We start from the raw sequence: 25,036 nt of genomic DNA, 5'->3' as shown, positions 1-25,036 counted from the left end.
TTCCATCAGTAGCTGTTATTTTTTCCGGCTACTGATGATTAACCTTTCGGAAATAAAATTTTTAAATTCATTATAATAAATATCTCCAACGGTAAAGCTTATGTGGTTGTTCATGGTAATCCGGTTGCCATCAACATACAAAATCTTATCAATAGCAACAATATAACCACGGTGTAACTGTATAAAACCTTTCTTGATGCTAAGCTGTTCCCGAACATCTTTTAGGCTTAAATAAGCAATAATTACTTTTTCTACGGTATGTATTTTAATGTAATTGTGGAAACTTTCAAAAGCAATAATATCTTCATATTTAACCATTACCGCACGGTGTTCCTCTTCTTTGTTTTTAACCAGAAAGTAATCTTCGTTGGCACCACCGGTCATTTCCTGTCCAAAAAGCCGGGTAATGGTGGTGGCAAATTTGGCGTAACTATATGGTTTAAGCAAATAAGCATCTCCTGCAGCTTCAAAAGCATCAAAAGCGTATTCCTGGTGTGAAGTGGTGAAGATGAGCTTTCTGGTTCTAAAGCGGATGGCCTTAGCCAGTTCCAGACCAGAAATCTGGGGCATTTCCACATCCATAAAAATTACATCGACTGTGTCTGAGTTGGCTAGCTCTCTTAAAGCAGTAACTGGATCAGTATATTGCTGGACGAGTCGCATGTTCGGTGTATCCTCAATATATTTTTGTAGCCCCGCTAAGGAACTGAACTGGTCGTCTATGGCTATGCACTTAATCATCTTCAAAAATCTGTTTCTCTTATAACGAAATTACGCCTTTTCGTACCGAAAAGGGTACTATCTGTACGGATTAATTTAAAGTCTTTTCTTATTTACTAATTTAACGCAAAAATGTGTCAATTAAGTTTAAAAGATGCAGGCAATAGCCATAATCCATAAAAATATTCTAGAATACCGGTAAAGAAATATACTCCTCCTTTAATGGTTTTGCTAATCGAATTACAAGTTTTAATCAAGCTAAGAGCGCAGATTTGTACGTTTTGTTACAATAGCATATATACTTCTACATCCGTGTAGTCTCAGTTATCTGATCGTGTTCTTATTTTGCATAGATACCTTGTATAATACCGGCTGTACTAATTAGTGTTGGTTAAACGTCATATATGTTCAGATAAACCAGACTTGGTTTTATTAAGGATATTTTTGCAGCATAGATTTTATTCCTATTAATTTATGGCTGATTACTTATTGAAAAATATACGTTATTCCGTTCTGGATCTTGCAACCGTGTTAGATGGTTTTACTGCCGCAGATACCTTTAAAACAAGCCTCGATTTAGCTAAACAGTCTGAAACTTTAGGTTATACACGTTACTGGTTTGCCGAACATCATAACATGGCGGGTGTAGCCAGTTCGGCAACAGCTGTGCTTATTGGTTATATTGCAGGTGGCACCGATAGCATTCGCGTAGGCTCTGGAGGCATTATGCTACCCAATTATGCACCTTTAATTGTTGCCGAACAATTTGGTACTTTGGCCTCTCTTTATCCCAACCGTATCGATCTGGGCTTGGGCAGGGCACCCGGAACCGATCAGGTTACGGCAATGGCCATTCGTGGCGAAAATTTTAGTGCTGTTCATAGTTTTCCCAGGGATATTGAGAAATTACAGCAGTTTTTCTCTGCGAATAATAACCGTGCGAGTGTAAGGGCCATTCCGGGAGAAGGATTGGATATCCCGATCTGGATTTTAGGTTCGAGCACAGATAGCGCACGCTTAGCAGCAGAAAAAGGCCTCCCTTATGCTTTTGCCAGTCATTTTGCACCAGCTTATTTCGAACAAGCCATCGCAATTTATAGAAATAACTTTAAGCCCTCCCCATTTTTACAGGAACCTTATATAATGGCCTGCGTAAATGTGGTTGCTGCCGATACCGATGCAGAAGCTGAACGTTTATCAAGCTCGGTAAAGCGGATGTTCTTGGGTGTAATTACAGGTAAAAGAGAATTGTTAAAGCCTGCAGTTGATGATATCAATCAATATTGGGATCAGTTGGAAAAAGAAGCTGTAGAACAAATGTTGTATTATTCTTTTATTGGTAGTGCCGAAACCATTAGCGGGAATTTAGAAGCTTTTGTTGCAAAATATGGCGTAAACGAGATCATGAGCACCTCACATATTTACGATCATCAGGCAAAATTGCATTCGAATAGAATTTTTGCAGGGTTGTTTGAGTAAGTGATTAGGAGTCATTGCGGATATGTCTTCCTTCATGGTTCGTCATTTCGAGCGGAGCGCAACGCAGGCGAGAACCTGAAGGCTCAGTGAAGCTAAATCTATTGAGCATGGATTTCTCTCCTGAAAGTTCGGGACTGCGCTTCATCCGAGCTATCGGATCGAAGTGACAACCGTTCTATATAAATCTGTCGCTGGTAATTTATTTTGTAGATCAGCGATATTCGCAGGAAATATTATGCGATTGCTTTCCCGCAGATTTAAGGAAATACCGCAGATCAATTACAATAAAGTCTTAATGTCCTTAATTGCTTAATGGTAAAAAATGCAATAGATTCTGCGTAGATCTGTAATATTATACAGTTTGCTTTCCCGCAGATTTAAGGAAATACCGCAGATCAATTACAATAAAGTCTTAATGTCCTTAATTGCTTAATGGTAAAAAAAATGCAATAGATTCTGCGTAGATCTGTAACATTATATAGTTTGCTTTCCCGCAGATTTAAGGAAATACCGCAGATCAATTACAATAAAGTCTTAATGTCCTTAATTGCCTAATGGTAAAAAATGCAATAGATTCTGCGTTCATCAGCAGGAACATTATGCGATTGCTTTCCTGCAGATTTAATAAAATAGTCGAAGATGTTGTGTTAATGTTTTACCACGAAACATAGTGCAAGTTGATATACTGTCTCATTAGTATGCTCATTACTACCGTACTTTTACCCTTTTTTTGCATGGCTATAGGAATTGAGGTTTACATTGTTAAGCTTTGTACAGCCTATCTTAATTTGCCTATGTATTACAGTTGTGCAATTGTTGATGATGAACAGCACGCGATTGATGTACTCCACGATTATATTGAAGATATCCGTTTTTTAAAACTGTTTAACGCTTTTAATAATCCCTTTGAAGCCTTAAAAACAATTAGTGCCGGCGATAAAATCGATTTTCTTTTTTTTAGATATAGATATGGATGGAATGAAGGGAACTGAACTATCCTGGCATCTCCGCTCGAAAGCCAGGTTTGTGATCTACGCATCTGCCCACCTCGAAAATGAAGTGAGAAAAATAGATTCTAGCTTTGAATGTTATCTTGGCAAACCGATCTCAATGAAACGTTTTACTGGTACCATTGATAAACTGATACGACTTAATAATCTGCCGATAAAAAATGAAAATAGCTTATGATCGAACTTAATTACCTTTTTGAACAGGAATTTTTAGAGGATGTATCCTATCAGTTAATACAGTCAAGCATGGAAGACCCATGGTTGGTGCTATCTGGATGTAAAGTGCTGGGGATTATTGATGAAGTTGAAGGGAACTGGAGCCAGATTATAGGTGGGGATATTCCACCAAAAGCAATTGAAGGGATGGAGGATTTGATTAACATGCAACAGTTTAGCTGGTTGCCGAATCTAATTAAAAAACAGTGGCCAAAGTATGTGCTTGATGTGGTCGTAGAAAATGTAGACCGTTACGAAATAATTTGCCATAAAGAGGCTTGTCCCAAACGTTTTAAACAACGTTTTACATTGGGTATCCATGCGCTGGCACAGAGAGAATCTGCGCTTGTTTTTAAAGTGCGATGCTTTCAGAAATCAGATTGTTATGAGGTGGTTAAAGCGCCTGCAATTGATCGGTACGTTTAATATTTGTCCTGAATATTTTTGAAGGTAAACACAGGTTCCAACGCAACCGGAATCTGCTGCGTTTTCAAAATTTATATTAATTCTTGTTTGTTTTAAGCGCTGATGTCAATGTAATATTTAAATTTGGCCCTACAAAACTCTTCCTCGACATGACCTTTGTAGAAAAACTGCAGGCCTTACGCCAGTTAATGGCTGCTCAAAAAGTAGATGCTTATATTATTACCGCAGCAGATCCTCACATCAGTGAATATTTACCAGCACATTATAAAGCTATTCCTTTTGCTTGTGGATTTACAGGGTCTGCTGGCACGCTGGTCATTACTCAGGATTTTGCTGGTCTGTGGACTGATTCGCGATATTTTACGCAGGCAGAAACACAATTAAACAATACTGGTTACGAATTGGTAAAGTTGAAAGTGCCACATACGCCCGAATACATCGATTGGTTGCGCCAGGTTTTGCCAAAGGGTGCAAAAGTAGGTTTTAACCATCTGCTTATTACGGTAGGTTTAGCCCTCGAGATGCAGAACAGTTTGACTCAGCGTGGAATAGAAATAACTGACGTCGATTTTATCAGTACCATTTGGCTCGATAGGGCAGGGCTGCCAGAAGAAAATGCCTTTTTAATAGGCGAGGAAGCTGCGGGTCTTACCATTTCGACTAAAATAAACGAGGTAAGAGCTGCTTTAAAAATAAATGAGGCAGATTATCATTTTATTTCATCGCTTGATGACATTGCCTGGCTTTTTAACCTAAGGGGAAAAGATGTAGATTATAATCCTGTGACCTTAAGTTTTGCTTTAATTACTCCTGCAGCGGTAAAACTCTTTATCGACGAACAAAAATTGTCGCAAACAGATATTGATACTTTAAATGAGCAGGGCGTAACTTTGCATCCTTATGCTGAGGTGGCTGAGGCAGTAAAAAATCTACCAAAAGACGCACAGGTTTTTATCGATCCTAAGCGTACTTGTTTTGGCTTATATCAGCGCTTGCCTTCTACTACCAAAATCGTTTCAGGTATTAATCCAAGCACACACCTAAAAAGTTTAAAGAATAATACTGAAATTAACCATATTCGTAAGGCAATGCTAAATGATGGGGTGGCTTTAACCAGGTTCTTTAAATGGATGGAAGATCATTTAGGAAAAGAAAAAATTACAGAATGGTCTGCAGCAGAGAAATTGGCCGGGTTTAGAGCAGAACAAACATCTTTCGTAGGTTTAAGTTTTAATACCATAGCTGGTTACAATGCCAACGGAGCTTTGCCGCATTACAGTGTAACAGCAGAGAGCAATCAGGAGATTTTAGCCGATGGTTTGTTTCTTGTCGATTCAGGAGGCCAGTATTTGTATGGTACAACCGATATTACCAGGGTAATGCCTATCGGTAATTGCTCATCAACTCAGGCCGATGATTATACCCTGGTACTAAAAGGCCTGATTGAAGGTTCTAAACTGATTTTTCCAGAAGGTACCAAAGGTTATCAAATCGATTCCATCTGCAGAAAACCACTCTGGGAACATGCCATAAATTTTGGTCATGGAACGGGCCACGGTATTGGCTTTTTCCTAAATGTACACGAAGGACCTCAGAATATTAGTCCAGCCAATGTAGATGTTGCCTTTAAGCCAGGAATGGTAACCTCCATCGAACCTGGTATTTATCGTCCGGAAAAACATGGTGTACGCATCGAAAACCTTGTTTTATGTATCCCTCATGGAAATAGTGAATTTGGCGATTTTCTCACTTTCGAAACCTTAACCTTATGTTTTATCGATACCGCGATTATCAATAAAACACTTTTGGCACCAGATCAGATTGAGTGGTTAAATCAATATAATCAAATGGTGTTTGGGAAGCTTCAACCCCTTTTATCTGATGAAGAAGCTGAATGGTTGAAAGTGAAATGTCAGCCTGTTTAAAAAATTAGAGAAGCTAAACAAATCTGGTTTCAATATGATGTTGTCAGTCTGAGCTTGTCGAAGACCCTATGTTGTATTAATAAAATAATTGCTTAAATGACCTTATATCTCTTATATGGTTTATAATTTGATATAGGAAATCAATTCCTGCATTTCAATCCACATCAGTCGCGCTTTCCGCTGTAGTCCCGGTTTTACGTCGGGAGCTGCCGCGGCAATCGCGTTTAGGTACCTAATGTAGTGCTAATGGGTTAGGTTTCCCCTCATGAGTTATTAATCTGCATGCTTTGCGTAATCTGTGGGGAATAAATAGGTGAGTCTTTAATATAATAGTTGTCAGTCTGAGCTTGTCGAAGACCCTACTTGTATTAATAAAATAATCGCTTAAATGACCTTATATCTCTTATATGGTTTATAATTTGATATAGGAAAGCAATTCCTGCATTTCAATCCACGTCAGTCGCGCTTTCCGCTGTAGTCCCAACTTTACGTCGGGAGCTGCCGCTACAATCGCGTTTAGGTACCTAATGTAGTGCTAATGGGTTAGGTTTCCCCTCATGTGCTATTAATCTGCATGCTTTGCGTGATCTGTGGGGAATAAATAGGTGGGTCTTTAATATAATAGTTGTCAGTCTGAGCTTGTCGAAGACCCTATGTTGTATTAATAAAATAATCGCTTAAATTTCCTTATATCTCTTATATGGTTTATAATTTGATATAGGAAAGCAATTCCTGCATTTCAATCCACGTCAGTCGCGCTTTCCGCTGTAGTCCCAACTTTACGTCGGGAGCTGCCGCGGCAATCGCGTTTAGGTACCTAATGTAGTGGTAATGGGTTAGGTTTCCCCTCATGTGTTATTAATCTACGTGCTTTGCGTAATCTGCGGGAACCTATTTTGTTCTTCATGCTTCCTGCTATTCACTATCGATCCCGCCATCCGCTTACTGCCTCACGCCCAACTTCCAGTAAATACACCAATTCTTTACCGATTTTGCGCTATTTTTAAGTTCGATGCCTGCTTTATCTTTTAAATTTTAATTTAACCACATCCCTAAATCCTTTTTGTCATCATGATTATCAAATTCAAAAAGAAGAGTGTCTTATCCATAATAACTTTTAAGGCAATATTTTGCTGTATTTTATCTTTTCTAAATATTGAGGTAGTTCTGGCCCAATCGCCTTGGATTGCTTTAAGCAAAAAGCCATCTACTTTGGGCCTGGAAAATGGATTTTCGACTTACAACGCCGGAGCATTTAATCTAAAGCTTGTTAAGTCATCGCAAACAGTAGCTGGCCTACAGCCTAAAATGGTTAAAGATTTCGATTTTGTACCCAGCGACAGTTTAAAAGTGCGTAGTTCAGATGGTTTATATCATTTGGGCGATATCAACTTGAAGTTACGCTACATTGGCGAGGAAGCCTGGAAAAGCTACAGCACAGCCGCAAAAAGAAGCCCTGTGGAAAATATTGCTATGGGTAAAAACGTACTCGCTGCTGCCGATCTTGCTGCAACACTTCCGGCTGATATCCCGCTACAGGTTAAACGGATGTGGGAAATGTTTAACGGAAAGCTTGTGCTCCGCTTCGAACTGAAAAACAAGACCAATAAAAACGTAGAAATCGGGGCACTGGGTATCCCGATGATTTTCGATAATATTCTCGAAGGCAGAACATTGGAGCAAACCCATGCGAAAAATGTTTTTTACGATCCATACATCGGAAAAGATGCCGGTTATCTGCAGGTTACCCGGTTAAGTGGCCATGCACCTTCTTTGCTTGTTACGCCACTGGGACATACGCCATTTGAGGCTTACAATCCGCTTAATGATGACCGGACACCAAGAGGAATCGCGTTTGAAGGTTTTTATGAGTGGATGGTATACAGTAAAGCCTATGCAGAAAACGAATGGAAAAATGCCGAGCAATGGAATACACCGACTTCAACCACTTTAAAACCTGGTGAAACCAGAAGTTATGCCCTTCAGTTTATCCTTTCAGGAGCAGCAAAAGATATCGAAAACAAACTGATCGAAAACAAACGACCAGTAGCGATCTCAGTTCCGGGTTATGTACTGCCCAAAGATGTAGAGGGGAAATTATTTATTAACTATCCTAAAAAGATTAAAGCTGTTCAGGTTCAGCCCGAAAATGCCCCTACAAGTAAGTGCATTGGCCTCAACCAAAAATGGTTGGAAAAGTTATACTGTACGGGGAAATACCTGGGGGAGAGCAAGGTTGTCTATCACCTACGAAGATGGCTTGGAGCAAAGTATAAATTATAAGATAATTGAAGCCGAAAGTGATGTGATTGCTAGTTACGGCAATTTTTTAATAACCAAGCAATGGTTTAACCAGGCCGATCCTATTTTTAAAAGAAGTCCTTCAGCTATTACTTACGATAATGAAAAGCAACAGCAGGTAACACAAGACAATAGGGCATGGATTGCGGGTTTAAGCGATGAAGGTGGTGCAGGTTCGTGGTTAGGGGCAATAATGAAACAATTGGTACAACCCAAAAAAGAAGAAGTTGATAAACTGAAACAATTTGTAGATAGTGTAATGTTTGGGCGGATACAGCTTAAAAACGGTCCTCAGAAATATGGGGTAAAAAAGAGCTTGTTCTACTATGCACCAGATTCGCTCCCTAAAGATACTTATGCCGCAAATATCAATTTTAAAACATGGTCTGCATGGCCCAAAAAAGAAGCTGATAACCTGGGCCGGTCTTATAACTACCCGCATGTTGCAGCAGCCCATTGGGTGATGTATCGGTTGGCGCGTAATTATAGCGGCCTTGTGGAGGAGCAGAGCTGGAAACAACACCTTATAGATGCTGCTGAAACAGGCATGGCCATGGTTAATATTGCCCCTTATTACGCACAGTTCGGCCAAATGGAAGGCACAGTTTTCTATCTCATCCTAAATGACCTTAAAAACGAAGGACTAACAGAAGAAGCAGCAAGGTTAGAAAATGAAATGAAGAAGCGGGCCAACCACTGGCGTTCGCTACAATATCCCTTTGGCAGTGAAATGCCTTGGGACTCTACAGGTCAAGAAGAAGTTTACGTATGGTCGAGCTATTTTGGCTATCAGGACAAAGCAAATGTAACGCTTGATGCGATATTGGCCTATATGCCTGTGGTGCCGCATTGGGCTTACAATGGTAATGCCCGTCGGTACTGGGATTTTCTTTATGGAGGCAAATTTTCGCGTATCGAACGGATGATCCATCATTACGGTTCAGCACTCAATGCCATTCCTGTATTAATGGATTACCGTAAAAATCCCGGCGATTTCTATCTTTTGCGTGCTGGTTACGGTGGACTTTTGGGTTCGATTTCCAATATCACCCAGGAAGGTTTTGCACCTGCAGCATTTCATGCTTATCCATCAACCTTAAAAAACGACGGTATTACCGGCGATTACGGATCTGGTTTTTTTGGCTATGCGGTTAATACTTCATCGTATATCTTACAGCATCCAGAATTTGGTTGGTTAGCTTTCGGTGGCAATTTGAACAAAACAGGCAATAACATCAATGTTAAATTAACTACGGCAGCAAAATCATCGGTTTACATTGCTGCTGTAGGGCTTTGGATCGGCCTTGATGCGGATACCATTGATGAGGTAAATTATAATACTGTAAATGGCGAAATTCGCTTAAAACTGAGCAAAGCAAATGAATATACACCTAATGCCTTATTGAGATTGTTACAGCCTGCAAAAATTAATGGCGTCGGTTCTTATGCTGTAAAAGGCAATGGCGTTAAGAAAAGGGGAGGATACAAGTTTTCGCTTGCAAAAGCGCATACAACTGAAATCCTTCTTCAAAGATAATATCATTTTTTCTACTGTCTCCGCCCTGTAAACTAAAATTTATGGGACTTTTTATTGTTAATTAGCGTTGATAATCAATTGGATGTATGTCTTATCAGTATTATGAATTGATATAAGGTATTCATATTGACTGTATATCAAATTATTAAACTTAAATATTTAACTTAATAACCTGAGCTCGATAATTATTAGCTGAAAATCATATCTTATACACGCCTAATCCAATTATATCTTATTTACGCCTAATCCCGCTTTATCGTCCTGCTGAATTTATTTCAGCATCTTTTTAGCGTGAAAGACCCTGAAATAAATTCAGGGTGACGACCGTCTTAACAGAAAACTTGATTAAAACGCCACAAAATGAGATTTAATAATCGAACTCAGGTTAATAGGAATGTTTTATAGATCGAAAACCATTGATTTTGTTCTATTTATAGATACATAATTACTTCATGTTAATCAGTTTATAGTTTTGTATTTCAAAAAAGATATATAATTTAATAATAATATAATCCATTTAAATTTTTCAAATGGTCCTCGTTTGTCACAAAGTGATTCCTCTGGAATAACGAGGATGGCGTGAGAAAGGCGATTTTTTATGAAATAAATTAAGCCTGTCATTGACAGATCCTTATAGAAGGTCGTCATTGCGAGGCACGAAGATAACCGAACGATGTGAGCTCATGAATGCCTTTAAAAGCAACTGTAAAAATGAATAATCTTACAACGATCGCTAACTGCGTGCGCATTAAGATTGCTTCGTCGGCTGAAAAAGCCTTCTCGCAATGACGATTCCTCACACCTATCGCTACAATAAAAATACGCTGTCATCTATATTGTTTTTATACAATAGATTATCCCTCTGGATGACAAAGAAACTTCATAAATGTTCCGTGTATCCGCGGCTAAAATTGTTAACGCTATCATAAACTTTCATTAATCACCCTTACAATGTGCAGATTTTACCTTTATTTTTCGCTAACCTGAAATTTATTGTGATTTTTGTGCCATAACCATAGCTTATAATTTGCAGATATAAACCATATTTTAGCCATTATATTTAATTGTTATTGAATAAAACTAGCTTTTGGGATATTTGCCTAACACAAAATAATATGTTTGAAAAGAAAGTTTACCTCCAAAGAAGAGCAGCACTAAAATCAAAGATAAATTCGGGAATATTACTCTTTTTGGGTAATGAAGAAAGTCCGATGAATTATAAAGACAATACCTACCATTTTAGGCAGGATAGTACCTTTTTATACTATTTTGGGATAAGTGAACCCTCTTTGGGCGCTATCATCGACCTTGATGAAGATCAGGTAATCCTTTTCGGTGATGAAATGGGAATTGACGATATCGTATGGATGGGCAGACAGAAAACATTGGAAGAAAAAAGTTTTGATGCCGGCTTGACCAAAGTTCTTCCTTTGGCGCAACTGGACACTTATCTTAAGCAATACCAAGACAAAAAGCATCAGGTTCATTTCCTGCCTCCTTACCGCTCAGAGAATAAGATCAAATTGGCCAGCTGGCTTAATTTGCCTGTCGATCAGCTTAAAGAAAAAGCATCACTTAGTTTTATTAAAGCAGTTGTGGCACAACGATCGATTAAATCTATTGAAGAAATTGAAGAGCTAGACCGTGCAGCAGCAATATCGGCCGATATCCATTTAATGGTGATGCAACAGGCAAAACCTGGCATGTACGAACGCGAACTTGCAGCAAAAATTCAAGGTGCTGCATTGGCTTCGGGCGGTAATCTGGCTTATCCGGTTATTTTAACTGTTCGTGGCGAAATTTTGCACAACCATTATCACGGTAATCAGCTACATGAAGGTCAACTGGTTTTGAACGACTCTGGTGTAGAAACAGCTTTAGGTTATGCAGGCGATCTTACGCGTACTTTTCCGGTAGGCAAAAAGTTTAATGCCGAGCAAAAAGATGTGTATGATATTGTATTGAATGCTTACACGCATGGCAAAAACATGTTGGCACCGGGCGTAAGATATTTAGATGTGCATTTGGCTTCGTGTAAAATGCTGGCACAGGGTTTAAAAGATATTGGTCTAATGAAGGGTAATATCGAAGATGCGGTGCAGGCCGGTGCGCATGCCATGTTCTTTCAATGTGGAACCGGACATATGATGGGGCTGGACGTACACGATATGGAAGATTTAGGCGAGCAATATGTAGGTTATACTGATGAACTGACTAAAAACACTACCCAGTTTGGATTAAAATCGTTAAGGTTAGGCAAAGCGCTCGAAACAGGTTATGTGTTAACGGTAGAGCCAGGTATTTATATTATTCCCGAATTAATAGACCGTTGGAAAGCCACCAACCAGTTTGCCGAATTTATTAATTACGATAAATTGGAGCAGTTCAGAAACTTTAGCGGCATTAGGGTTGAAGACGATTTTCTGGTTACCGAAAACGGAAGCAGGATGTTGGGTAAACATTTGGCCTTAACCACAGATGAAATCGAATCGATTAGAAGTGAAGCTTATTAGTAATAACCTTAGTTCAATTAACATTTACACATTGTGATCATTTTTTAACCTCTTTTTTTCTAACTCGATCGTCATGCTGAACTTGTTTTACAAGTAGAAATAGTATTTTCAATTGTCTTGTAGCTACTACGTGGTCAGCATCTTTTATAAAGGAAAGGTGAAAAAATAACGTAGACCTTTGATATAACTATGTTTTTTGTTTTGGAGCGCAGGGCTTTTCGATTTTTTAAAGGATAGTCCTGCCATCCGCTTTATTCCGATGCTAATTCAGTGCCGATTTATCGGTAAAGGATCGGAATGCTCGCTTCTGTCAGGGCTAGAAAACTAGGATAGAAGCACAGAACCAGTGTTAAATAAACCTGATAGAACGGATGCTCCCGATCCTTTATCGGAGCAGGAGGGATAGCAGGACTGCCATAACCGATGAAAAACTGAAACTGCTTTTCAAATTAATATTTTGTTAAAATAACAACATCACAATTAATAAAGAGCCATTAAAAGGAACATAGATCTTTTTTTGTTATATCTCATTTCTTCTACAAGAGCCTCAGCTTTTTCAAATCAATTGTGTTTGCTTTAAATGGCGCATTTATGACCAATATTGGTTAAAATCCAATAATATTCCCGTAAGCGGATATGCTAACTTTGAGCATCATTTAAATGGGTTTGTTGCTAAATAAACTAGCTGAGTGATGTTTTGGCCAATTAAAACTAAATTTTTGGTTTTAAAAACAGGCCTTATTTTCTTGTATATAATTATTAAAAACATAAAACTACAATGAGTATCAAATGGACTGGGGTTTTCCCTGCTGTAACGACAAAATTTACAGCGAACGATGAGTTAGATTTTCCGGCTTTCGATTTAAACATCGAAGCGCAATTAGAAGCAGGTGCTGAAGGGATTATTTTAGGTGGATCGCTTGGCGAAGCCAGTGTACTAACCGATGAAGAAAAGTTCGGCCTGTTATCGCATACCTTAACTGTTGTAAATGGCCGAGTGCCGGTTTTATTGAACATTGCAGAGTCGACTACAAAAAAAGCAATCGAAGTAGCTAAAAAAGCAGAATCGCTTGGCGCACAAGGTTTAATGTTGTTGCCGCCAATGCGTTATAATGCTGCTCCAGATGAAACTTTGGCCTTTTTTGGTGCCATTGCAGAAAGCACAAGCCTGCCGATCATGATTTATAATAATCCTGTTGATTATAAAATCGAAGTAACCTTAGATATGTTCGAGGTTTTGACTAAATACGATAACATCCAGGCAATCAAAGAATCAACAAGAGATGTATCGAACGTAACCCGATTGATTAACCGCTTTGGCGACCGCTTCAAAATCTTTACGGGAGTAGATCCATTGGCGATGGAAAGTATTGTGATGGGCGCACACGGATGGGTTGCAGGTTTAGTAGATGCTTTCCCAAGAGAAACAGTTGCCATTTTCAGATTGATTAAAGAAAACCGCATTGCTGAGGCGCTAACCATTTATCGTTGGTTTTTACCGGTACTTGAGCTGGATATTCATGCAAAATTGGTACAGTATATTAAACTGGCTGAGGTAGCAACCGGGTTAGGAACAGAAGCTGTTCGTGCACCCCGTTTACCAATAAGTGGCGCAGAGAGAGAAAAAGTGTTGAAAATTATTAACGATGCATTAGCTGTTCGTCCGGAACTACCTGCAGGTAGCTGGGGAAAATAGTTTAAAAACCAAATATGAACGGAAAAAATATTGTAGCCAGCACTTATGTAGAAGTTAATGAAAGAAGCCTTAAAGCTGTTAATCCCGCAACGGGATTAACGCTTGACGGTGAATTTTTTAAAGCGAACGATAGCCTTGTTAATGATGCCTTAACATCGGCAACATCGGCTTTCCAAAGCTATAGAAGCCTAAATAAAGATCTTAAAGCCGCTTTTTTAAATGCTATTGCCGATGAAATCGCTAATCTTGGCGGAGAGTTGGTAGACAGGGCTTCGGCAGAAAGTGGTTTGCCTTTAGGTCGTTTACAGGGCGAACTGGGCAGAACAACAGGCCAGTTAAGGTTATTTGCCAATCTGGTTGCCGAAGGCTCTTGGGTTGATGCAATTATTGATACTGCCCTGCCCGAAAGACAGCCTTTACCACGGCCTGATATTAGACGAATGCTGATCCCAATCGGGCCGGTAGTGGTTTTTGGTGCAAGTAATTTTCCACTTGCTTTTTCAGTTGCAGGTGGCGATACGGCATCAGCGCTAGCTTCTGGTTGCCCGGTAGTAGTTAAAGCACATCCCGCACATTACGGGACCAGTGCGATGGTAGGCGGTGCCATTATCAAAGCTGCCGAAAAAACGGGAATGCCTAAAGGTGTTTTCTCTTTGTTGTATGATGATGGTTATAACATTGGAGCAAGCTTGGTTCAGCACCCATTAACTAAAGCAGTAACGTTTACAGGTTCGTTTAAAGGAGGAATGGCCTTGATTAATCTTGCTCAACAGCGCGAACAACCTATTCCGGTTTTTGCCGAAATGGGAAGCATTAATCCGGTAATCTTTCTTCCCAAGGCAATAGAAAACCAGGCAGAAGAACTGGCTAAAAAATATGCTGCATCAATTACTTTGGGCGCAGGTCAGTTTTGTACCAACCCGGGTCTATTGTTAGCGGTTCAATCGCCGGCACTCGAAAATTTTAAAGCCGTTTTAAAAGAAGCAATTTCAACTATTCCATCTGCAACTATGCTTACCGAAGGTATTGCCAATAATTATGGTAAACTTTCTGCTGAGGTAGTAAATGAAGGTGGTGTTGCGCTTTTATCGGCATCAACAGTAAAAAATAGTGCGCTTCAAAATCAATCAGAGGCGAAAATTGCCCAGGTAAGTGCTGCCGATTTTATCAAAAATCCAAAACTTCGTGAAGAAATTTTCGGCCCATATTCGTTATTGGTTGTTGCTCAGGATATTGCTGAACTTGAAAAAGCCATTGATGTTCTGGAAGGACAACTTACCGTAACCCTAATGGCCGAAAAACAGGAGCTTCAGCATTATCAAACTTTGGTAAATAAGCTGACTGATAAAACCGGAAGAATTATTTTAAATGGTGTGCCTACAGGCGTAGAAGTTTGTGCAGCCATGCAACATGGTGGACCGTTTCCTGCTACCAACGATAGTCGTTTTACTTCAGTTGGTTCAACTGCAATCAACCGTTTTGCAAGGCCATTGGCTTATCAGGATTGGGAACAGGAATTGTTGCCTGATGAATTGAAAGACAGAAATCCTTTAGGTATTTTCAGAACGGTTAACCAGATATTAACGAAATCTCATGAGTAAAACCTTTTTTTGTGTAGATGCACATACTTGCGGAAATCCGGTTAGGTTAGTTGCAGGCGGCGGCCCTCAGCTTATTGGCTCGAACATGAGCGAAAAGCGCCAGCATTTTTTGAAAGAATTCGATTGGATCAGAACAGGTTTAATGTTCGAACCACGCGGCCATGATATGATGTCGGGCAGTATTCTTTATCCGCCTCACGATCCTGCTAATGATGTAGCTGTGCTTTTTATCGAAACCAGTGGCTGCCTTCCAATGTGCGGTCACGGTACTATCGGTACCATTACTATTGCCATAGAAGAAGGATTAATTCAGCCCAAAATACCAGGTGTGATCAGAATGGAGGCCCCGGCCGGATTAGTCTTAATTGAATATAAGCAGGAAGGTAAAAAGGTTAAATCGGTTAAGCTCAAAAACGTAGCTTCTTACCTGGCCGCAGAAAATTTAGAAGTAGAATGCCCAGATTTAGGTATACTTACTTTTGATGTAGCTTATGGAGGTAACTTTTATGCCATTGTAGACCCGCAGGAAAATTTTCCGGGACTGGAAAACTACACCGCCTCACAACTGATTACCTGGAGCCAGACCATCAGAAAACGCATCAACGAACAATATACTTTTGTACATCCTTTAGACCCTACGATAAATGGCTGTAGCCATGTGTTGTGGACAGGTAAAACAATCGACCCTACATCAACCGCCAGGAATGCAGTTTTTTATGGCGATAAAGCCATCGATCGCTCGCCATGTGGAACAGGCACCTCAGCCCGCTTGGCACAGTGGTTTGCTAAAGGAAAATTAAAACAGGGAGAAGATTTTATCCACGAAAGTTTTATCGGTAGCAAATTTATCGGAAGAGTAGAAGAAATTGTAGACTTAAACGGAATTAAAGCTATTATACCAAGTGTAGAGGGCTGGGCAAAAGTTTATGGCTACAATACCATTAAAATAGATGCCGAAGATGATCCATATGCACATGGATTTCAGGTGATTTAGTGAGTTTTTGAAATGAATATCAGCAGTATAAATTAAAAGAATGTCGAAAGTATTAATTATAGGTGGTGGAATTGTAGGTTTAACTTCAGCGTATTATCTGCAGAAAAAAGGCTACGAAGTTACAGTTTTGGATAAAGGAGATATTACCGACAACTGCTCTTTTGGTAATGCCGGGATGATCGTGCCCAGCCATTTTGTACCCTTGGCTGCGCCGGGTATGATAAAACAGGGTATTCGTTGGATGTTTAACAGTAAAAGTCCGTTTTATGTTCGCCCATCTTTAAATGGGAACCTCATTAACTGGGGCTTGAAATTTATGAAACATGCCACGTCAAAACATGTGAGCCAATCGGCAGCACCTTTACGCGATTTGTCGTTACTGAGCAAAAAACTATATGAAGGCTTGGCAAAAGAGCCTGATTTCGATTTCGAATTAACGAACAACGGTATTCTGGCATTTTATAAAACAGAAAAAGCAGGAGAAGAAGAAGCGCATTTAGCTGCAAGGGCAATAGAACTGGGTTTGGATATGGCTGTATTAACAGCCGACGAATGCCGCGCATTACAACCCGATTTAAAATTAGATGTTTTAGGCGCAGTACATTATCGTTGCGATGCACACCTTTACCCAACAAAGTTGATGAATGCTTTGCTAAAGTATTTATTAAACAATGGTGTTAAGATAGAACGTGGCAGAGCGGTTGATAAAATTGAAACGGTTGGCAATCGCATTATGAAGGTTTTTACAGGCAATATCGCCTGGGAAGCCGATCAGTACGTTTTGGCAACTGGTTCATGGTCGCCTGCTGTGGCTAAAATGGCCGATGTTAAAATATCTTTAATGCCAGGCAAAGGTTATTCTTTTATGGAGCCAGAACCTCAGCAACGGCTAACTATTCCGGCATTGTTATGTGAAGCCAGAGTGGCCATAACACCAATGAACGGACAGATTAGGTATGGCGGTACAATGGAGTTAGATAAAATTAATACCCGCATTAATATGCAAAGGGTTAAAGGGATAGTAGAATCGGTTCCGGCATATTTTCCAGACTTAAAACCTACACTTCCAGCAGAAAAAGATATCTGGTATGGTTTTCGTCCGTCATCACCTGATGGTTTGCCATATATTGGCAGAAGCGAAAAAAGAGAAAATCTAATTATCGCTACGGGCCATGGTATGATGGGGTTAAGTTTAGGCCCTGCAACGGGTTTGTTGGTTAGCCAGATTGTTTCAGGCATGGCTACTGATCTAAAAATGGAGCCATTTGCAGTAGTTAGATAATATACTGAGGATTTATTTTTCTAGGGATGTCGTCATTGTGAAGTCGATTTTTTTATTGATGAAGTAATCTTTGTCTTAATTTGGAAAGATTGCTTCGTCGTTCTTCCTTGCATCCGATAGCTATCGGATGACGCTCGATTTTAGGCATCCGTCATTGATAAATGATTTGGAATCGTAATTCAACAAGCTTTAATCTCTAAGTGGTTGTATCATAAAATGTAATTCACCTCGAATTTGTCACGTTGAGCCTGTCGAAACGCCTTGTTAGATATTTAAAACGGGTCCTTCGACAAGCTCAGGATGACAATTCTATATTTATGATGCAGATTCTTGATTTAACTCCGTTTCTTCACAATTTGCCGTTAGTCGGGATTTGTAATCCCGTCTTCAGACATCTGTTATTCAACGCTAAAGCCTAAAACTTTTATAAATTACATCATGTCATTGTATATTTGGTTCGATTCTGGTTTGAATTAATCGTTTTAGATCTTGCTTTACAGTAGGTTAACTAACTATGTAGTGATTTACGAGCTGCCGGATTCATCATTAAATCCGTCATATATTATCAAAGTGTAGCAGGATTTTAACCTTATTTAAGTTTTATTGGTTTATTTGAGTTAATATTTATACATTCAATTCGTAATCAAACTCAACCAACTAAACCAAAATTATGAAAGTATTACCATTTACCATGCTTGTTCCCGATGACAAGAGTGTGATATCGGAACATATTGAACTTCCATATTTTTACCAGTATCTGCACCGACATGATGAGTGGCAGATTACTTACATAGAAAAGGGAGAGGGGACGTTAATTGCGGGGAATGACATGCATGCTTTCCGATCGGGTGATATTTTTGTAATTGGGGCAAAACTTCCACATCTTTTTAAAAGCAATCCTGAGTATTTCTCTGCTGAGAACAATAAAACAATCAAAGCATGTTCTATTTACTTTAATCCTAACGGTATTTTAGCTGCTTTGTTCAATCTTCCCGAAATGAAGATGGCAAGTGGTTTTTTGGCTAAACACAAACATGGTTTCAAAATTCCTGCTGCATTTACTAAAAACATGGTAACCAAAATGTTCAATGTTCACCAGGCATCAGGAGTTGATGTGCTGTTTAACTTCTTGAAATTGGTTAACAGCCTCCAGGATTTAAATGAGAATGTAGAATCGTTATGTTCGGATATGTATTCTTCTAACGTAACCGAAAATGAAGGGATGCGATTGAGCAAGATCATTAACTTTATCACTGAAAACTACAACAATCAAATTTCTTTAGAAGATGTAGCCAATGCTGCGTTTATGACTCCTCAGGCCTTCTGTAGGTATTTTAAGAAACATACCGGACATACTTTCGTGTCCTTTTTAAACGAAGTTAGAATTAACGATGCCTGTAAAAGCCTTATTTCGGGTGAAAAAGCCGATTGCATTTCAGGTGTAGCCTATAAAGCTGGTTTCAATAGCATTACCAATTTTAACCGGGTATTTAAAAGTATTATTGGCCAGTCGCCAAGAGCATATATAGATACTTATAATAATGTGAGCAGGGTAAGCTACGTAGGCGCTTAAACAAAAAACACTTTTATTTTTTTTAAAAAAGCTAGCCATTTTTTCAAATGGAGGCAAATGCTATTCGCCAAACTTAACCAAACTAAATGCAAAACAAATTGAAGTTTTTTGCCCTCTTGTTAATGGTAAGCCTGTTATCAGGTACTTTTGTATTAGCCCAAACTTCAAACGAAAGTTTGTACGAACAAACCAGCGAAATGGGCACGCTGATAGTAGGCTACCAAAGGGATGTAGATGCCATCAATGATTTCTATTATCCTTATTCTGCAGGGGGTACTTATTCTTTTCCGATGACTACTTTTAAAAGCCCGGAACAAAGAAAACGCCTGCAAGACATCAACAAAGATTATTTAACCAAGTTAAAATCGGCCAAATTTGAAGGCTTTAGTATTTATGGCAAAGTAGATTATATCCTCCTTAAAAAACAGATAGAATCTTCTGTTTGGCTCTTAGGTAAAGAGGAAACAGAGTATAATGCCCTGTCTAAATATTTCACCTTCGCCGATGCGATTTATGCACTCGAAAAACTAAGAAGAAGGGGTACTTATAAAGAAGGATCGTTACTGGCTGTCCAGATGACCGAAATCGCGAAGCAGATTGATACCCTGAGCCAAAATTTCGCTAAGCAAGCAAGCCTCAAACCCGATCAGCTTAAAATGGCAACGGCCATAACTTTGAGTTTAAAACACCGTTTAAAAGGTTTTTATCAGTTTTATATGGATTATGAACCTGGTTTTACCTGGTGGGCACCTAGACCTTACGAAAGGTTAGATTTCGCTTTGACCAATTACGCCAAGTTTTTTAACGATAAAGGAGATCCTGTAGCTGCTGTAAAATCAAACAAACCAGAAATTAAAGGAAATCCCATCGGAAGGGAAGAACTGATCAGGCAATTAAATGCAGAGCTTATTCCTTATACACCAGAAGAACTGATTCAGCTTGCCGAAAAAGAATTTAAGTTTTGCGACGAAGAACTTTTAAAAGCTTCAGCAGCTATGGGCTTCGGTAAAGACTGGAAAAAAGCTCAGGAAAAAATCAAGAACAGCTACGTACCCTTAGGTAAACAGCCAGAGTTGATTGTAAAACTGCAGGATGATGCCTTAAGCTTTATAAAAGCCAACGATCTGATCAATATTCCGGTGCTTGCTGAAGAAACCTGGGGTATGGTCATGATGTCGGCCGAACGCCAATTGGTAAATCCATTTTTTACCGGTGGGCGCGAAATTAGTATTTCTTATCCAACAAATTCGATGGAAGAAGATGATAAGTTAATGAGTATGCGGGGTAACAACCCTTATTTTTCGAGGGGAACCGTGCAGCACGAACTCTTGCCCGGCCATCATTATCAATATTTTATCAATAACCGTTATAAAAGCTATCGCGATCCATTTAAAACACCTTTTAGTGTAGAAGGCTGGCCTTTGTACTGGGAACTTTTACTTTACGATAAAGGCTTTGCCAAAACTCCCGAAGAAAAAATGGGCATGCTTTTCTGGCGGATGCACCGTTGCGCGAGGATTCTTTTTTCGCTAAACTTTCATCTGGGCAAGTGGACCCCTCAACAGTGTGTCGATTTTCTGGTCGACCGGGTAGGACACGAACGCGCCAATGCAGAAGGCGAAGTACGAAGATCTTTCAAAGGCGATTATAGTCCTTTGTACCAGGTAGCTTACCTTACTGGTGGTCTTCAGCTTTTTGCGCTGAAAAAAGAACTGGTTGATAGCGGTAAGATGAGCTTTAAAGTTTTTCACGATGCGGTAATTAAAGAAAACTTAATTCCTGTCGAGATGATCAGGGCTACTTTAACCAATCAGCCCTTAACACGCGATTTCTCTAGCTCTTGGCATTTTTACGGCCAACTTAAATAAGTAAAACTCATCAAACCATTTAGAACCACCAAGCAACAGAACACATGATTGAAAAAGAAACCACACAATTTAAACCCTCACTTAAATTGATGGATGCAACAATGCTTGTAGCCGGAAGTATGATCGGCTCAGGTATTTTTATTGTAAGTGCCGATATTACCCGGAATGTAGGCAGTTCTGGCTGGCTGTTAGTGGTTTGGCTAATTACAGGTTTTATGACGCTTACTGCTGCATTGAGTTATGGCGAATTAAGTGCCATGTTCCCAAAAGCAGGCGGACAATACATTTATTTGAAGGAGGCATATAATCCGCTGATCAGTTTTTTATATGGCTGGAGTTTTTTTACGGTAATCCAAACGGCAACTATTGCCGCAGTAGGCGTGGCATTTGCCAAGTTTACCGCATATCTCGTGCCTGCACTAAGTGAAGATTTAGTAGCCATCGATTTAGGTTTCTTTACCATCTCGCCCGCTCAACTATTGGCCATTGGGGTGATTATATTACTCACCTATATTAACAATAGGGGGGTAAATGGCGGTAAAGTGATCCAAACCACCTTTACAGTGGCCAAATTGCTAAGTCTGTTTGGTCTTATCGCATTTGGACTTTTCTTTTTAGATAAAGGAATCTGGAAAACCAACTGGGAAAATATGTGGGTTTTAGGACCGCTCTCTGCCAATGGAAATATCGGCTCTTACACCACTTTGGCGGCTTTCGGTGCCATTGCGGCGGCGATGGTGGGTTCGATATTTAGTAGCGACTCCTGGCACAACGTTACCTTTATTGCGGGCGAAATTAAAAACCCTGCACGCAATATTGGCTTGAGTTTAGCCCTAGGAACCATTATCGTAACAGTACTCTATATCCTTACGAATGTGATGTATACCGGGGTACTTTCATTACATGATATCGCCTATGCTGATAAAGATCGGGTTGCAGTTTCTGCTGCCAATCATATCTTCGGTACAGCCGGTACCATCATTATTGCATTAATGATTATGGTTTCAACTTTCGGCTGTAACAACGGTTTAATTATGGCTGGTGCCAGGGTGTATTACTCAATGGCCAAAGACGGGCTTTTCTTTAAAAAAGTAGGTACACTCAACAAAAATGCAGTTCCTGGTTTTGGATTATGGATTCAGTGTGTTTTTGCTTGTTTATGGTGTATCAGCGGAAAATACGGCGATCTGTTGGATATGATCTCGTTTGTGGTGGTGATGTTTTATATGCTCACCATTTTCGGAATTTTTATCCTTCGTAAAAAACGACCTGATGCCGAGCGGCCATACAAAGCTTTTGGCTACCCTGTGCTGCCGATCATCTATATGGTGATGGGACTGGCTTTTTGTATCTTGCTGATTATTTTTAAACCTAAATTTACCTGGCCTGGATTAATCATCACTTTAATTGGTATACCGGTTTATTATCTGATTAAAGGAAGTATTGCCCGCCAGGATTTGAAAGCAAAAGAAGCGGTTGATGTGAACGGTTAAAATATTGATGTTATTCATCAAAATCTAAAGGAAATCTGAAAAACCGTAACATTATATTTACCACAAAAAATCTGTAATGACCACTTATCCAAGCGCTAAAAAAGCAATAGCGATCATCTTATTAAGTTTTGTTTCCTCTCAGCTGCTGGCACAGCAAGCGGGTTTGCAGCCCTATGCACCAAGTGCTGCTGAAGTGGCAAATGCTTACCAATTATCTACTAAGCTGGATACCGCATTACGCAATATCCCAACCAACAACGATCTTATTCCCTTTTGGAAAAAAGATGGCAGTGCATTTTGGTATAAAAAGAACCTTCCTAACAGAACATGGGAGTATTATTATGTAGATGCTGCAATAGGTAAACGTAAAGCGGCATTTGATAGCGATAAACTGGCTGAAAATATAGAAAAGGTAACGGGTAAAAAGCAGAATCCATTAAAACTTCAGTTTGCTGAATTGTATTTCGCCGATCAGGGCAATACAGCAAAACTAAAAATACAGGATAAATGGTATGAATTAAACTTGAGCGATTACAGTTTAGCGGATACCAAAGACACTCTAATTTATCGTTACAATGCCAAAAAACCTTTGCAGCAAAGCAGGTCGCGCTGGCAACGGAACCGTGAAACCAGAAAATCGCCTGATGGTAAAAATGAAATCTTCATAAAGGGCGGAAATATATTTGTGGTTGATCTAGCTACCAAAGCAGAAACCCAGCTGAGTACCGATGGTAATGCCGATAAACCTTATGGCGAATTTGCATGGTCGCCCGATGGAAAAAATATTGTTGCCTATAAAATCGATCCGAAAGAGACTAAAAAAGTACATTATGTATTAAGTTCGGTTCCTGGCACTACCCGTGGTGAATTAAAATCGAGAGAGTATGCGCAGCCTGGTGACGATTTTACCGCTTATCAGCCCTATGTTTTTAATGTAACAGCTAAAACTGCCATTAAAGTAGATGCAGAACCGATAGATTTCTTTGGTGCACCAGAATTGCATTGGCGCGATAATAACAGCAGGTATTATACCTACGAGAAAGTAGATCGCGGCCATCAACGTTTTAGGGTAATTGAAGTAGATGTTTTAACCGGAAAAACCAAAAACATTATCGACGAAAAAACAAAAACCTTCATTTATGAGCGGCGCATTTATACCCATTACTTACCTAAAACAAATGAAATATTGTGGACCAGTGAGCAGGATGGATGGCAACACCTTTATCTGGTTAATGGCATCACGGGAAAACAGACGCTGGTTACCAAAGGCAATTGGGTAGTTAGGGATATCGATAGTGTAGATGTGGTTAAACGCCAGATTTGGTTCCGGGCAAATGGAATGAATGCTGGTGAAGATCCTTATTTTATCCATTATTACAGGATCGGGTTCGATGGAAAGGGACTGGTGAATCTTACGCCAGAAAAAGGTAATCATATCCTCAGTTTTTCTCCTGACCGCAAATATTATATCGATACTTACGCTCAGGTAAATGTACCGCCTGTTAGCGAGTTAAGGTTAACTGCGAACACCAAAAAAATAAGCGAAATTGAACATGGCCAAACAGCTATTTATTTAGCTACAGGAGTTAAACTACCCGAAGTTTTTGTGGCTAAAGGAAGAGATGGTATAACCGATATTTGGGGCATTGTTTGCTTCCCTTCAAAAATGGATCCGAACAAAACTTATCCTGTTATCGAAAATATTTACGCAGGTCCTCATGATAGTTTTGTGCCCAAAAGTTTCTTACCTGCCAGTGAAATGCAGAGCATTGCCGAATTAGGTTTTATCGTAGTACAGATTGATGGAATGGGTACTGCCAACCGGTCTAAAGCTTTTCATGATGTATGCTGGAAAAATATAGCCGATGCAGGTTTCCCTGACCGGATATTGTGGATGAAATCCATGGCGGCGAAATATCCAAATGCTGATATTTCAAGAGTGGGTATCTATGGTACTTCGGCGGGTGGGCAAAGTTCAACTGGTGCACTGTTATTTCATCCCGAGTTTTATAAAGCTGCGGTTTCTGCGTGTGGTTGTCACGATAACCGCATCGATAAACAATGGTGGAACGAACAATGGATGGGCTATCCTGTAGGGCCGCACTATGGAGAACAATCTAACATTACCAATGCACCAAAATTACAGGGTAATTTATTTTTAATTGTTGGTGAAGCGGATGAAAATGTACCCCCAGAATCGACCTACCGACTCGCCGATGCATTGATCAAAGCAAATAAAGACTTTGATATATTAAGCATTCCGGGTATGGGTCATAGCGATGGTGGTATTTACGGACGGAGGCGTAAACGCGACTTCTTTGTAAAACATTTATTGCATGCCGAACCACCAAATCCGAACCTTTCAAAATAGATTGGTTTACTGGTTCATTGGTCATTGGTTC

General features: G+C 39.6%; 16 protein-coding genes. 15 read left to right on the top strand and 1 reads right to left on the bottom strand.

The genetic code is table 11. The features are described from left to right. Positions 1 to 15: 15 nt before the first annotated feature. On the bottom strand, positions 16 to 741 hold the full coding sequence (locus AW17_RS10390; RefSeq protein ID WP_029276132.1) for a LytR/AlgR family response regulator transcription factor: 726 nt from the start codon (positions 739 to 741) through the stop codon (positions 16 to 18). Between the two features lie 453 nt (positions 742 to 1,194). Between AW17_RS10390 and AW17_RS10385 the strand changes: the two genes are divergently transcribed. The 15 genes from AW17_RS10385 (at position 1,195) to AW17_RS10315 (ending at position 25,005) form a co-directional block, all read left to right on the top strand. Then, positions 1,195 to 2,199: an LLM class flavin-dependent oxidoreductase gene (locus tag AW17_RS10385; protein WP_029276130.1), complete on the top strand. Its 1,005-nt coding sequence runs from the start codon at positions 1,195 to 1,197 to the stop codon at positions 2,197 to 2,199. A gap of 734 nt (positions 2,200 to 2,933) precedes the next feature. Continuing rightward, positions 2,934 to 3,191 carry a hypothetical protein gene (locus AW17_RS10380; protein ID WP_029276128.1) on the top strand — a complete coding sequence of 86 codons (258 nt, stop codon included), beginning with the start codon at positions 2,934 to 2,936 and terminating at the stop codon, positions 3,189 to 3,191. A 192-nt stretch (positions 3,192 to 3,383) separates the two neighbouring features. Next, positions 3,384 to 3,851 carry a hypothetical protein gene (locus tag AW17_RS10370; RefSeq protein ID WP_029276125.1) on the top strand — a complete coding sequence of 156 codons (468 nt, stop codon included), beginning with the start codon at positions 3,384 to 3,386 and terminating at the stop codon, positions 3,849 to 3,851. Positions 3,852 to 4,000: 149 nt separating this feature from the next. After that, positions 4,001 to 5,776, top strand: coding sequence for an aminopeptidase P family protein (locus AW17_RS10365; protein WP_029276123.1), 1,776 nt, complete (start codon positions 4,001 to 4,003; stop codon positions 5,774 to 5,776). Between the two features lie 1,071 nt (positions 5,777 to 6,847). After that, the gene (locus AW17_RS24895; protein WP_245235041.1) at positions 6,848 to 8,059 is read left to right on the top strand and encodes a DUF5695 domain-containing protein; all 1,212 of its coding nucleotides are present in this window, start codon (positions 6,848 to 6,850) and stop codon (positions 8,057 to 8,059) included. Continuing rightward, on the top strand, positions 7,947 to 9,614 hold the full coding sequence (locus tag AW17_RS24140) for a DUF5695 domain-containing protein (RefSeq protein WP_245235042.1): 1,668 nt from the start codon (positions 7,947 to 7,949) through the stop codon (positions 9,612 to 9,614). The genes AW17_RS24895 and AW17_RS24140 overlap by 113 nt, the downstream gene beginning before the upstream one ends. A gap of 1,115 nt (positions 9,615 to 10,729) precedes the next feature. Beyond that, the gene (locus tag AW17_RS10355) at positions 10,730 to 12,127 is read left to right on the top strand and encodes an aminopeptidase P family protein (RefSeq protein WP_029276122.1); all 1,398 of its coding nucleotides are present in this window, start codon (positions 10,730 to 10,732) and stop codon (positions 12,125 to 12,127) included. 778 nt (positions 12,128 to 12,905) lie between these two features. Next, positions 12,906 to 13,823, top strand: coding sequence for a dihydrodipicolinate synthase family protein (locus tag AW17_RS10350; RefSeq protein ID WP_029276121.1), 918 nt, complete (start codon positions 12,906 to 12,908; stop codon positions 13,821 to 13,823). A gap of 14 nt (positions 13,824 to 13,837) precedes the next feature. Next, positions 13,838 to 15,424 (top strand): aldehyde dehydrogenase (NADP(+)), encoded by a 1,587-nt coding sequence (locus AW17_RS10345; protein WP_029276119.1) that lies wholly within the window; start codon positions 13,838 to 13,840, stop codon positions 15,422 to 15,424. Continuing rightward, the gene (locus tag AW17_RS10340; RefSeq protein WP_029276118.1) at positions 15,417 to 16,418 is read left to right on the top strand and encodes a 4-hydroxyproline epimerase; all 1,002 of its coding nucleotides are present in this window, start codon (positions 15,417 to 15,419) and stop codon (positions 16,416 to 16,418) included. The genes AW17_RS10345 and AW17_RS10340 overlap by 8 nt, the downstream gene beginning before the upstream one ends. 40 nt (positions 16,419 to 16,458) lie before the next feature. Continuing rightward, positions 16,459 to 17,700 carry an NAD(P)/FAD-dependent oxidoreductase gene (locus tag AW17_RS10335; protein WP_029276117.1) on the top strand — a complete coding sequence of 414 codons (1,242 nt, stop codon included), beginning with the start codon at positions 16,459 to 16,461 and terminating at the stop codon, positions 17,698 to 17,700. Between the two features lie 670 nt (positions 17,701 to 18,370). Next, positions 18,371 to 19,273 carry an AraC family transcriptional regulator gene (locus AW17_RS10330; protein WP_029276116.1) on the top strand — a complete coding sequence of 301 codons (903 nt, stop codon included), beginning with the start codon at positions 18,371 to 18,373 and terminating at the stop codon, positions 19,271 to 19,273. An 86-nt stretch (positions 19,274 to 19,359) separates the two neighbouring features. Next, positions 19,360 to 21,141, top strand: a complete 1,782-nt coding sequence (locus AW17_RS10325) for a DUF885 family protein (RefSeq protein ID WP_029276114.1) — start codon at positions 19,360 to 19,362, stop codon at positions 21,139 to 21,141. A gap of 44 nt (positions 21,142 to 21,185) precedes the next feature. Then, positions 21,186 to 22,634 carry an APC family permease gene (locus AW17_RS10320; RefSeq protein WP_029276112.1) on the top strand — a complete coding sequence of 483 codons (1,449 nt, stop codon included), beginning with the start codon at positions 21,186 to 21,188 and terminating at the stop codon, positions 22,632 to 22,634. Positions 22,635 to 22,710: 76 nt separating this feature from the next. After that, a complete protein-coding gene (locus AW17_RS10315; RefSeq protein ID WP_036669606.1) occupies positions 22,711 to 25,005 on the top strand; it encodes a S9 family peptidase in 2,295 nt (764 codons plus the stop codon). Positions 25,006 to 25,036: the final 31 nt, after the last annotated feature.

The organism is Pedobacter borealis DSM 19626, from assembly GCF_000708285.2.
GTDB lineage: Bacteria > Bacteroidota > Bacteroidia > Sphingobacteriales > Sphingobacteriaceae > Pedobacter > Pedobacter borealis.
This window is presented reverse-complemented; position numbering and strand designations above follow the sequence as displayed.

Coding starts and splice junctions, on each gene's coding strand:
- AW17_RS10315 (WP_036669606.1), top strand. CDS start 22,711: ATGACCACTTATCCAAGCGCTAAAAAAGCAATAGCGATCATCTTATTA.
- AW17_RS10335 (WP_029276117.1), top strand. CDS start 16,459: ATGTCGAAAGTATTAATTATAGGTGGTGGAATTGTAGGTTTAACTTCA.
- AW17_RS10355 (WP_029276122.1), top strand. CDS start 10,730: ATGTTTGAAAAGAAAGTTTACCTCCAAAGAAGAGCAGCACTAAAATCA.
- AW17_RS10330 (WP_029276116.1), top strand. CDS start 18,371: ATGAAAGTATTACCATTTACCATGCTTGTTCCCGATGACAAGAGTGTG.
- AW17_RS10320 (WP_029276112.1), top strand. CDS start 21,186: ATGATTGAAAAAGAAACCACACAATTTAAACCCTCACTTAAATTGATG.
- AW17_RS10385 (WP_029276130.1), top strand. CDS start 1,195: ATGGCTGATTACTTATTGAAAAATATACGTTATTCCGTTCTGGATCTT.
- AW17_RS10390 (WP_029276132.1), bottom strand. CDS start 741: ATGATTAAGTGCATAGCCATAGACGACCAGTTCAGTTCCTTAGCGGGG.
- AW17_RS10380 (WP_029276128.1), top strand. CDS start 2,934: ATGGCTATAGGAATTGAGGTTTACATTGTTAAGCTTTGTACAGCCTAT.
- AW17_RS10325 (WP_029276114.1), top strand. CDS start 19,360: ATGCAAAACAAATTGAAGTTTTTTGCCCTCTTGTTAATGGTAAGCCTG.
- AW17_RS10370 (WP_029276125.1), top strand. CDS start 3,384: ATGATCGAACTTAATTACCTTTTTGAACAGGAATTTTTAGAGGATGTA.
- AW17_RS10340 (WP_029276118.1), top strand. CDS start 15,417: ATGAGTAAAACCTTTTTTTGTGTAGATGCACATACTTGCGGAAATCCG.
- AW17_RS10350 (WP_029276121.1), top strand. CDS start 12,906: ATGAGTATCAAATGGACTGGGGTTTTCCCTGCTGTAACGACAAAATTT.
- AW17_RS10345 (WP_029276119.1), top strand. CDS start 13,838: ATGAACGGAAAAAATATTGTAGCCAGCACTTATGTAGAAGTTAATGAA.
- AW17_RS24895 (WP_245235041.1), top strand. CDS start 6,848: ATGATTATCAAATTCAAAAAGAAGAGTGTCTTATCCATAATAACTTTT.
- AW17_RS10365 (WP_029276123.1), top strand. CDS start 4,001: ATGACCTTTGTAGAAAAACTGCAGGCCTTACGCCAGTTAATGGCTGCT.